The sequence below is a fragment of the Thiomicrorhabdus sediminis genome (assembly GCF_005885815.1).
Classification (GTDB): Bacteria; Pseudomonadota; Gammaproteobacteria; order Thiomicrospirales; family Thiomicrospiraceae; genus Thiomicrorhabdus; species Thiomicrorhabdus sediminis.
Window position 1 is genome coordinate 1,931,710 of record NZ_CP040602.1, and the last position, 11,789, is coordinate 1,943,498.

Annotated in this window: 8 protein-coding genes; 4 read left to right on the plus strand and 4 right to left on the minus strand. The window is 43.4% G+C overall.

The window, feature by feature from the left end; genetic code table 11:
- Positions 1-103: 103 nt before the first annotated feature.
- The 4 genes from FE785_RS08830 to FE785_RS08845 all read right to left on the minus strand — a co-directional run bounded on the left by FE785_RS08830 (position 104) and on the right by FE785_RS08845 (position 6,852).
- Positions 104-3,439 (minus strand): efflux RND transporter permease subunit, encoded by a 3,336-nt coding sequence (locus FE785_RS08830; protein ID WP_138565398.1) that lies wholly within the window; start codon positions 3,437-3,439, stop codon positions 104-106.
- Between the two features lie 2 nt (positions 3,440-3,441).
- On the minus strand, positions 3,442-4,530 hold the full coding sequence (locus FE785_RS08835; RefSeq protein ID WP_138565399.1) for an efflux RND transporter periplasmic adaptor subunit: 1,089 nt from the start codon (positions 4,528-4,530) through the stop codon (positions 3,442-3,444).
- 82 nt (positions 4,531-4,612) lie between these two features.
- Positions 4,613-6,010: a TolC family protein gene (locus tag FE785_RS08840; protein ID WP_238696252.1), complete on the minus strand. Its 1,398-nt coding sequence runs from the start codon at positions 6,008-6,010 to the stop codon at positions 4,613-4,615.
- 218 nt (positions 6,011-6,228) lie between these two features.
- Positions 6,229-6,852, minus strand: coding sequence for an alpha/beta hydrolase (locus tag FE785_RS08845; RefSeq protein ID WP_138565400.1), 624 nt, complete (start codon positions 6,850-6,852; stop codon positions 6,229-6,231).
- A gap of 123 nt (positions 6,853-6,975) precedes the next feature.
- Between FE785_RS08845 and FE785_RS08850 the strand changes: the two genes are divergently transcribed.
- The 4 genes from FE785_RS08850 (at position 6,976) to FE785_RS08865 (ending at position 11,750) form a co-directional block, all read left to right on the plus strand.
- Positions 6,976-8,112 carry a 4-phosphoerythronate dehydrogenase gene (locus tag FE785_RS08850; protein ID WP_138565401.1) on the plus strand — a complete coding sequence of 379 codons (1,137 nt, stop codon included), beginning with the start codon at positions 6,976-6,978 and terminating at the stop codon, positions 8,110-8,112.
- A 168-nt stretch (positions 8,113-8,280) separates the two neighbouring features.
- Entirely contained in the window at positions 8,281-8,850 is a 570-nt protein-coding gene (locus FE785_RS08855) for a DUF302 domain-containing protein (protein ID WP_138565402.1), read from the plus strand.
- A gap of 703 nt (positions 8,851-9,553) precedes the next feature.
- Positions 9,554-10,723 carry an OmpP1/FadL family transporter gene (locus tag FE785_RS08860; protein ID WP_138565403.1) on the plus strand — a complete coding sequence of 390 codons (1,170 nt, stop codon included), beginning with the start codon at positions 9,554-9,556 and terminating at the stop codon, positions 10,721-10,723.
- Between the two features lie 187 nt (positions 10,724-10,910).
- Positions 10,911-11,750, plus strand: a complete 840-nt coding sequence (locus tag FE785_RS08865) for an NAD-dependent epimerase/dehydratase family protein (protein ID WP_138565404.1) — start codon at positions 10,911-10,913, stop codon at positions 11,748-11,750.
- Positions 11,751-11,789: the final 39 nt, after the last annotated feature.

Consider the following 11,789-nt stretch of genomic DNA (forward strand, 5'->3'; position numbering starts at 1 on the left):
GAATGCATTTAGTATAAGAGCCTTAACTGTTCCTCATTTTACAAACTTGGGGTTGCAAATCAATAGACTAATTAAGGCTTCATCTTCTCTCAATCATTCGCTTTTACAGCGAGTTCTGGCGCTCTAAAGCTTCTTGCTGTTTGACACCACCATGCCACTGCCAGATATAGTAAAGCAGAGGGATAACCAGCAATGTCAGCACCGTTGAAGACAGGGTTCCGAAAATCAACGATACTGCCAGACCACCGAATACCGGATCGGTAATCATGATCATGGAACCGAACATAATCGCTAGCGCCGTTAACAGGATAGGACGGAAACGAACTTTACCTGCTTCGATTACCGCGTCTCTTAGCGACTTACCTTCGGCACGGTACTCAAGAATAAAGTCTATCAACAAGAGCGAATTACGCACCACGATACCGGCCAATGCAATCACCCCGATCATAGAGGTTGCAGTAAACGCCTGCCCGGTCAGCCAGTGCCCCGGGAATACTCCGATCATCGTCAAAGGAATCGCACCCATTACGATTAACGGCATCATAAACGAGCGGTAATAACCGACCAGAATCAGGTAGATAAAGACAATCGCGACAATAAACGCACTACCCATATCACGAAACACATCCAATGTTAGACGCATTTCACCGCCCCATAACAAGCTATAGTTCATGACATCATCCGGCTGGGCGGAAACAAAACCAAGGTTTGCGGTATGGAAAGTCACGCCAGATTCAGGTAATTTAACGCCGTCTAGCATCTTATCCAGAGAAAGCACTGCATAAACCGGACTGGAACGCAGTAGCTCTCCACCCAACATCACCATCTGATGTTGGTCACGACCGATAATCGGCTTAGCGTAGACCACCTCTTCCACCTTGGCCACCGCTGATAACGGAACCGAAGCGCCCGAGCGAGATTGAACCTGCAGGGTCATTAATTGATCAACTACAGTACGCTCACTTCGTGGTAGTCGAACAATGATATTGACCGGCTCACGAACATCATCCAGGTGCATATAACCCAGCTCGAAACCATTGATATAGTCACGCAGCATCTTACTAACTTGTGCAGGCGCTACGCCCAACAAGTTAGACTGCTCACGATCGATATTGATTTCGTAACTCAAATTATCGGCGGTTACCGAATCATCAATATTGGTTAGCCCGTAGATTTGATGGAATGCCTTACTTACCTCTACAGAAGCTTCTCTAAGCTTTTCATAGTCTGGGCCGTAAAGCTCCGCCATAATCTGCATGGTCACCGGTGGCCCTGGTGGCGTTTCATATAACTTGATATTCGCTTCCGGGAAAATCTTGCGGATTTCACCAAGAGCCACATCAAAGTCCTGTACGATTTGGTGAGACGATGACGAACGCGAGTGTTTATCCACCAGATTCACGCGAATTTGGGCAAAGTTATTACCTTGCTTAATCAAATCACCACGAACCAAGGCGGCAAAGTCGATTGGCGCATGATCACCAAGATATACGCTGTAGTCGGTGACATGTTTTGTATTCGACAAGATACTACCAACATGACGTACCACGCGGTCAGTCGCCTCTAAGGCACTGCCTTCAGGCATATCGACCTGTACCAAGAAAGTACTGGTGTTGTCATAAGGCAACATCTTCACTTCAACACCGGCCGGATGCAATGGATTATTCATACCATCATCACGCAAGAACTGTAACGCCGGCTGCAACATAGCGCCCATAAGGGTGATCAACACCACCCCTAAAAACACATTACGCTTGGTGCGGCTCTCAATCATAGGCACAATCAGCTTCACATAAAGCTTTTGCATCCAATCCTCTTTTTCCAAATGGTGAGATTCGGTGCTTTCGCGCTTTTGCATCTCTTTAATGGCTTTTTTACCCAATAGGCGATAAGCCGCATAAGGTACAAGAATATACGCCACAACCAATGAGGCAATCATCGCCACCGGCACATTGAATGGAATCGGTGCCATAAACGGCCCCATCATTCCGGTTACAAATAGCATCGGAATAAAGGCCAAAATCACCGCAATGGTTGCCACATTGGTCGGGTTACCGATTTCATTGGTGGCTTTGATCATCAATTCATCGAACTTTTCCGGGTCAAAGCCTTCATGAATATGGCGGTGAATATTCTCAATAACGACAATCGCGGCATCCACCAGCAGCCCCAATGACAGTATCAAGGCAAACAAGGTGATACGGTTCATGGTCTGTTCGGCAATCAAGCCGACAAACAGCACCACAAACAGAATCAACGGCACTGTCAGGGTGACAATTCCTGCTTCACGCCATCCCAAGAACAACACTAGAATGACAACAACCGAGGCGATCGCAATGACTAGGTGCTCCATTAACAAATTAACCGCAGCATTGGCTTTTTCACCGTCATTACGGGTCACAACCACATCAACATTGGCAGGAATCACCGAGGCTTTTAGCTTGTCCAGTTGTTCTAAAACGGCATTGGCGACATTAACCGCATTGGTACCCGGTTTTTTGGCCAACGAAATCGTTACCGCCGCTTGTTCACCCATCGTGCTGACGGCCGCTGCCGGGCCGAAACCTAGGCGCGTATAACTATCAGACTCTTTCGGGCCATCTTCAATGGTGGCAATGTCTTTCAGATAAATCGGACGACCGTTATTGGCACCAATAACAATTTCGCCGACTTCTTTGGCATCACCCAAATAGCCGTTGACACGAATCATCTGGCTGCGGTTGTTATTGACAACCGTACCAACCGGTAAAGAGACATTACTGCCCTTGAGCATCTCGCTAATGCTTTCCAGCGTCAAACCGGTCAAAGTGATTTTCTGGGCATCCAACCAAACATTCACCGCACGTTGCTTACCACCAACCACTTCGGTGAAAGAGACACCCGGAATATTGCGCAGGTTTTCTACCAATTTTAAGGAAATATCACGCAGGTCATAACCGGACAGCTCCTTGGAAGTCACCGCCAGGGTCATAATCGGTACGTCATCGACATTGATAGGTTTGACCAATGGCTGCTGAGTATCCGGCGGCATACGATCCAAGTTTTGCATGATCTGGTTATAAACCTTGACCAGACTGTCTACCTGGTTCTCGCCTACTTCGAACTGCACCGTCACCACACCGAAGTCATTACCGGCATACCCAAAAGTATGGTCAACACCCGGTAAAGCACTGAGAATATTTTCCAGAGGCTTGACCACCATATTATTGACTTCTTCCGGTGTCGCACCGGCTTTAGGGACAATAATATTCGCCGCCGGAACGACAATCTGCGGGTTATATTCACGCGGAGTGATCATGTATGCCAGAATACCGGCCAACGTCACAGCCAAAACCATCATCATGGTAATTTTAGAGTGAATAAACGACTTGGCGAGCTTACCGGCGATATTTAGATTGTCAGTTTCCTGATCCGATTTTTTCACTTGATTTTCAGCCATTACTAAGCTCCCTTAGCACCATCAACCACAGTTACTTGATCACCATTCAACAACGCCTGATTATTGGAAATAACGACCTTGTCACCTAAAGAAACGCCTGACTGAATTTCGACTAAATCCCCTAAACTCTGCCCGGTACGAACCATATAGAAAAATGCCTTGCCGTCTTTAACGACAAATACACCGTCGATACCGGCACGATTAACAATCGCTGATTTTGGCAGCAATACCGTTTGACGTTCACCATGCTTAAAGCTCACCTTGGCAAAGGTCCCACTGTTGATATCGTTTAGATTCGGTAGGCTTAGCTTAACTGTATGGGTGCGAGTGCGCGGGTCTGCCGCACTAACTAAAGTATAAATCGTACCTTCGAGCGAGCTTTGCACGCCATCAATTTGAATGGTCGCATTATCGCCCAAACGCAACTTGGCATATAAATCGGATGACACCTGAGTTTGCACGCTTAGCGAGGTTAAGTTCTCCACCACGACAACAGGGTTGCCAGGCGCCGCCAAAGAACCGGCGACCGCCATCTTCTCAACCACTACACCGTCAAACGGAGCTTTTACATTGGCATAATTCAATTGCGCCTGGGCTTGCTCTAAACCAGACTTCGCCGCTGCCAGAGATTCCTGAGCGACGCGATACTGCAACTTGATTTTATCGAACTGCTGCTTAGAGACCGAGTCTTCCTTATACAATTTAGAGAAACGCTCATAATCCAGCTCGGCATCTTTTAAAGCGGCTAACGCCTGCTGATAGCCTGAACGCGCTTGTGAGATTTGCGAGTTAATGTCACCGGAATCGATAGAGAACAACAAGTCGCCCTGCTTAACCTGTTGACCAACCTTCACATTCAGGTTCTTGATATAGCCCATTAAACGCGAGGCAATTTGTGCCTTTTGATCTGGAACCACTGCACCCGGCACCACAGATACCATTGGCATAGTGCCTAGACTCACCGTTGTCACTTGCGCCTCTACGGTTTTTGCGCTGTCTTCTTTAGGTGTTGCTGCCTCTTGCTCACAACCGCTTAGCGTCATCACACTAGCCAGCACCGATACTGCTAAAATTTTTGAGATTTGCTGCATCTTTTAACCTCTCAACCCTTATTAATCTTTGTATTAAGTCTTTATAAAACTGTTCAAAATTCTGTATTTGCTAGCCCGCTTATTACAAACGGCGAATATCCATTTCACCGGCTGTCAGCATTAATTTGGCTTTATGCACATTGACATCAAATTCCGCCGCGACCAAATCGGCACGTGCCTTATCCAATTGCGTTTCACTGGCTAGGACTTCAGTAATGGTAGCCACGCCGCTTTTATAACGCTTCATGACCAACTGCTGCGCTTCACTGGCTTGCTTCACCGCCAACTGATTGGATTTAACTTGCTGCTTGGCAATCTGTAATTTTCTCCATGATGACATCACATCCAAACGCAGCTTATTTTCTTCAGAAGCAACCGCCGCTCTTTTTTCCGCTACCGCTGATGTCGCCATCGCTACCGAACTGTCGGTAACACCGAAATCGGTGATTTTCCACGAAAACACCCCGGCTACGGTATAAGAATCCGAGTCAAAGCCTAAGGAGTCATCGTGCCAATCTTTGCGCATCATGACATTAAAACTTGGTTTGTAGTCAGTTTTAGCCACATCGATTGCCATGGCAGACGAATCGGCCTCTTTACGCTTAGCCGCTAGCTGCAGGTTGTTTTGTAAAGCTTTTTTGACCAGCTCATTGGCGTCCTGTTCAACCAGCGTCAAGTCGACACGCTCTCCAATCGAAAGCTCAGCTGTCGCATCAATATTCATCAGCATTTTCAATGTATCCAACGCGATCTGTTCTTGGCCTTGTGCTTTAAGCAGCTCGACTTCTGCGGTAGATTGATGAACTTCGGCACTTAATAATTCCGAGCGCACGACAATTCCCTGCTCGACCAAGTTTTTTGTCGTTTTAACAAAAGACTGTGCCGTTTCAACGGCTTGCTTGGCAACCAAAACATAGGCGCGCGCGGCATGAACCGCCTCATAAGCTTGATAGACATTAAAGGTTAGATACTGCTGAACAGCCTGATCGCCTTTTTGAGCCGCTTCGATCATCGCTTGCGCTTGATCTTCATAGGCGCTGATTTTGCCGCCATTCCACACCGGTAATAACAACTCGATACGGGTATTGAAATTGCTCTGGGCATCCGGAGCATTTAAAGCTGAAGAACTAAAGTCGGTTGCAGGATTAACCTGACGCTGCTGCAATTTCATCCCAAAGGCATTCAATGCATCGTCGGAACGACTTCCGGTCATAGACAGAGTGATTTGTGGCAAACGGCTCGATTGAGCCTTCTCCAAAGCCGCTTGAGCCTGGTTGATGCGAGCGGAACTGGCTTGCATTTCCGGGTTTTGATTCAGGGCTGTTTCAACACAGGCTTTAAAATCCAATGTTTGTGCAAAAGCCGAAACATTAAATGTCATGGCTACACAAACCGCGCCAAACAATCCCAGCTTTCGGGTAAAACGTTTGTTATGCGTTTGATTGTCCATTGTCATCACTCTATCCATTTGTAGACTCACTTATTAACCCTTGTTTTCGATAATCTCGTAACGCACGAAATGCACTGTTTTTCTTTATTGGCTCTATTGCTTAAGTTTCCCGTTAAAAGCCTAACCATAGCGACAAAACTGCCATAACACAAGCTTATTAACATATAAGAAAACTCTTATATTATAAAAGACTAATATATATTAGCAACTCCTAATATTCTTTTTTATACCAATCAATATACGTAACTTTATCTGAAGTGGGTTGCTATCACATCTCTAAGCCAAATCAACTCGCCATGAAAAAAGTGACTCGCTTTATTACGCCAATAAATATCCGGGCCGTTTTGTTGCTTTGCTATCCAGCCTTTGACCTCTTGCACATCAACCACTTCATCAGCTCCACCCTGAATCACCAACCAGTCAGTAGTTATATGATTAAAATCCGAAAAATCATAAAGACCAACCGGAGGCGCCACCAGACAAAGACTATCCAGTGACGACTTTTTGGAAGCTTTTAACGAAACATAACTCCCGAAAGAAAACCCGGCAAACAGGGTTTGTGCATAATTTTTGTTTGCTTTCTGCCACTGAGATACCGCCAACAAATCATCTACTTCGCCAATACCTTCATCATATTCACCCTGACTGCTACCGACGCCACGAAAGTTATAAGCAAGCGTATCGAAGCCAAGCTGGAAAAAAGCCTTTTCCATCGTGGTCACCACTTTATTATTCATGGTGCCACCAAATAATGGATGTGGGTGACTGATTACAACCAAACCTTTCTCGGTTGATGACTCATGAGAATGCAAACGAACCTCGATATCTCCTGCTGGCCCATTAATTAAATGCAACTGTCTATTTTTTTGCAAAACTTAAAATACTCCACTTACTAAAGTAACTGTTCTCCACAAAGAGATTATGGCATTATCATCAATAACCATTAATTCTAAACTATAGATATTACCCAACAATAAAAGCACACCTTTATATATATGACTAAAAAAACGCTTGTAATCGATGACGCCGTGCCTTACGCCAAAGAGATATTTTCCCATCTGGGTGAAGTTATCACACTACCCGGCAGAGATATCTGCAACCATCATTTATTAAATGCCGATGCATTGATTGTACGCTCGCGCACCCAAGTGAATGAATCGCTATTAAAAAACACCGCTGTCAAATATGTGGGCAGCACCGTCGTGGGATTGGATCATATCGACCAACACTATCTATCCACCGAGGGAATTACGTTTTATTCTGCACAGGGGTGCAATGCCAATTCGGTAGCTGAATACGTTATTACCATTCTTTTTCAGTTAGCCGAACATTTTGGTTTTGATCTATCCCGCAAAACACTCGCTATCATTGGCGTAGGCAATGTTGGCAGCCGTGTTTACAGTAAAGCCAAAATTTTAGGCATTGAATGCCTATTAAACGACCCACCAAAAATCGAGGCAAATCCTGATCTACTTTTAAATGAGCCCTATACCGATTTAGACACTTGTTTGAAAGCGGACATCATTACAGTACACACACCGCTCACTTCAAACGGAAAACACCCAACACTGGATTTGATTTCAGCTGAAAAACTCAAGCGGGTTGAGCCACATCAAATTATTATCAATGCCGCCCGAGGCGGCATTATTAATGAAGCCGCCTGGAGCAAAACAAAGACGCTTGCCAATATTATCGATTGCTGGGAAAACGAGCCCTATATTGATAAAGCACTTTATGACACCGCCTTTATTGCCACGCCCCATATCGCAGGACACTCATTGGATGCCAAAGTTGCCGGCAGCAGCATGGTCTATGGCAATCTATGCAAACATTGGCAAATAACACCAGATAAATCTTGGCAAAAAGCCTTACCTAAATCACCAGAGCCCATAGAGATTCAAAATTTAGCAAATAAACAAGCGACACTGTGTCAGATTTTCAGCAAAACTCACAATCCACAGGCGGATGATTTAGCAATTCGCAGCGAAAATCATGACGAAGTAGAAAAAAAATACGAAAAATTTCGCAGAAACTTCCCCGTTTATCGCGAATGGCAACAGCAAAAAGTGTTACTACCAAGCGACAAAAACCTATGCAACACCCTGTTATCATTAGGCTTTAGGTGTCATTAATTTTATTCATATTAGAGTATTAGGAAATTTTAATAAAAGAAAATAATGTAGCCCATAAAAAAATTAGTTTTCCAAGCATATTAATAGTCGTTAATCTACTCCCTGAAAAAATTAAGCGGGGCTACAAACACTCTGCTGAAAAATAGACAATAGCAACGGAGACATTCCATGAAACTAGTTAATTTATTCAAAGCAGCAGTATTAGCTGCTTCTGTAGCTGCACTTTCTGGTTGTGGCACAATGAATGCGATCAGCAACCTAGAAGATGGTGCTGGCGGTACATTCATGCAAGTATGGGACAAGTGGGTTGAAGCGGAAGGTGATATCGCTGATGCGACTATGTGGGAAATGAAAGTAGAAGACGGTGTTGAATTGGCTGACGTAATCGACGCTATCAATAACGTAGGTATCAACCGCAACATCAAGAACGTTGGTGAGCTACCACTATCTGAAGAGCTAAAAGCTCGCGGCATCGAGTCTAAGACCATTCACGTAATGTCTTTCTGTAATCCAGAAACTGCTCGTAAAATGGTTGACTTCTCTCCTGCTATGGGTGGCTTCCTTCCTTGTCGTGTAAACATCATTGAAGAAGAAGATGGTCTACATATCTACTCTATGAATATGGACATGGCTATCAAAATGGGTAAAAAGATGCCACCAGAACTTTACGAAGCAACAATGCAAGTTCGTAACACTATCTGGGAAATGATGGAAAAAGGCTCTAAAGGCGAATTCTAATCGTTATTTAGAAACTTATTCATCAAATAAAAAACCGCCTCTATGGCGGTTTTTTATTGTTGCAAAACAGACAGACAAAGTGTCACACCCCACCTCTCGGACTTAACAACAGCTCTAAATATTGTTTATACCTACGCTATAAAATAGCGCCTCACTTCATGCAAAAAAACAATGAGTACAACCACAAAACTCATCACCATCAAAGCTAACACATTGCATAAAAACACAACACCTATTAGTTATATGCAAAATTTCCACTATCAACACCTTGGTCTTAGAACATCGGCCTGAGAACAATAAAACCATAAAAATTATGCAGTTATAGCCTTTTTTATTTTCCCGTTTCTGAAATCAAACAACTCATCGCCAAAACATGTAGCTTTTTTGCAACAGTTTAAACTTTTGACCAACTTAATAAGTTACGTATTTTTTCAGGCCAAGAACAAGCTCAGTTAATTTACGCATAAAACAATATTTTCACCTTTATTATCAATAGGTTAATAGACAAAGAAAAACTTATAAGGCCATATATAAGAATATTAGAAAGTCTTAATCATTTATTTAATCTTCAGCAAAATTTTTTTTATTACCTTTTGCTTATTTGTTATTGCATAGTAGCTGACGTAAACAAAAACGGCGTCTGAAAAATCACAAAACAGACAAAGTTCTTTAACCTAAACAACGAAATAAAAAGAGAAGAAACATGAGAAAAACAAAATTAGCTCTAGCAGTTACTTCAGCCATCTTTGCATCATCTGCAATGGCAACTAACGGAACAAATATGACTGGTGTAGGTGCCCAAGCTAACGCTATGGGTGGAACAGGTGTTGCAGCTTATTACGGTGCTGAAAATACTATTGTTAACCCCGCTATGGTTGCAAAATCGCAAGGAACAGAATTTGCATTCGGTGGCACTGTATTTATGCCAAATGTACAAAGTACAACTGATAATTTATCAAATGCCATGCAAAGTAGTGATGCAGATTTAAACTTAATTCCATCAGTATCAATGTCCACGCGCATTAATGACAATTGGTCATTTGGTATTGGTATGTATGGCACATCTGGAATGGGTGTGGACTATGGAACTCAATCAGCGCTTGCTCTAGCACAGACAACTATGCAAATTATGCGTTTTGTGCCTACGATTGCATATAATAACGAAAACTATGGTTTTGGTTTATCACCAGTTATCCAATACGGTGCATTAGACATAAGCTTCAACGCTGGTAGTGCATTTGGGCCAGGCATGGCACAAGATATTGGATATGGTCTTGATCTAGGTGCCTATATTGACATTAGCAAAGACACAACCCTAGCATTAGCATATCAGTCTGAAATTGAAATGACATATAAAGGCCAATTAAATAGTACTTCTGGTGCTGCATCCAAATTTGGCCTAACAGGATTTACTGACAAGATTGCGCAACCTTCAGAAATTAAAGTTGGTATTGCCCATAAAATGGGGAACTACACTTTAACAGCTGATGCGAAACAGGTTCGCTGGGGGCAAGCAGCAGGTTATAAGGACTTTGGATGGGAAGATCAAAACGTATTCGGTCTAGGTGTTAAATATAACGGAAATGGCTACTGGATGGGCGCAGGTTATAACAAAGGTGACAATCCAATTGCCGTTAAAGCTGACACTCGTCTGAATATGCTAAATAACTTATTCTTCCCAGCCACCACTGACACACATCTTTCTGTTGGCGGTGGATATAACATCAGCAAAAATGCAGTTTTAGAAGGTGCTGTAGTATATGCTCCTGAAATTGAAACAACAGTGAGTATCGCCGGTACAGGTTTGGGGAACACATCAACAACTAAGCATTCCCAGCTTGGATACACAGTATCAGTACGTTATAACTTCTAATTTAATTTTTAAATTAGCTAGTTAAAGCTAAACCGCAGCAAGAGCAATCTTCTGCGGTTTTTTATATCTAAATGTTTTCAATTCAGCATTAATTATTTTCAATATTCACCAAAAATACTCATTGTATTTTTAATACTTTGCCCCTACCATACGCTTAAAAGTTGTTTGCTATTTTGAAAGGAAATCTATGGCAAATGTTTTAATTGTAGGTTGTGGCGATCTTGGCTGCCGATTAGGCACCAAACTCGCTGAATCAGGCCATTCTGTATACGGTTTACGCCGTCAGGCGGACCTTATTCCTGAGCCTATTCAGGCGATTCAGGCAAATCTTTCTGTACCTATTACCAACCTCCCCGACAAGCTTGATTATGTTTATTACATAGTCTCAGCAGGTAAATATAAAGACCCTGCCTACTACCAAGCCTATGTCCTTGGAGTAAAGAATACTTTGCAGGCGCTGAAAAGCCAAAAAATAAAGCGCTTTTTCTTTGTCTCCAGCACTTCGGTTTTTGGCCAAGAGGATGGCGAATTTGTTAATGAGTTAAGCCCCACTATAGAAAACGGGGGCTTTTCAACCAAACGACTTTTAGAAGGTGAAACACTGGTCAATGAAAGCCGCTTTCCTTCTACCATTATTCGTTTTGGTGGAATCTACGGCCCTGGCCGCACCCATTTAATCGATTTAGTCATGGAAGGCAAGGTTCATTGCATGGAAGGTGTTTGGAGCAATAGGATTCATACTGAAGACTGTGTGGGCATTCTGAACCATTTATTTGAATTAAATGAAGCTGATGCCAATCAAGTGGATGATTTATATATTGGCGTTGATGACACCCCAACATTAAGTTGTGAGGTTTATGACTGGTTGGCGGAGCAATTGAGCGTTCCCGATGTAGAACACATCGAGCCAAAAGAATCCTCGAGACAGATGCGCAGCAATAAACGCTTATCCAATGCTCGCGTACGCGCCAGCGGCTATGACTTTATCTACCCAAGTTATGAAGACGGCTATCGTGAATTGATCTAGTTTCGAGAAAGACCTTCTACATAAAGCAAAACAGGCCGC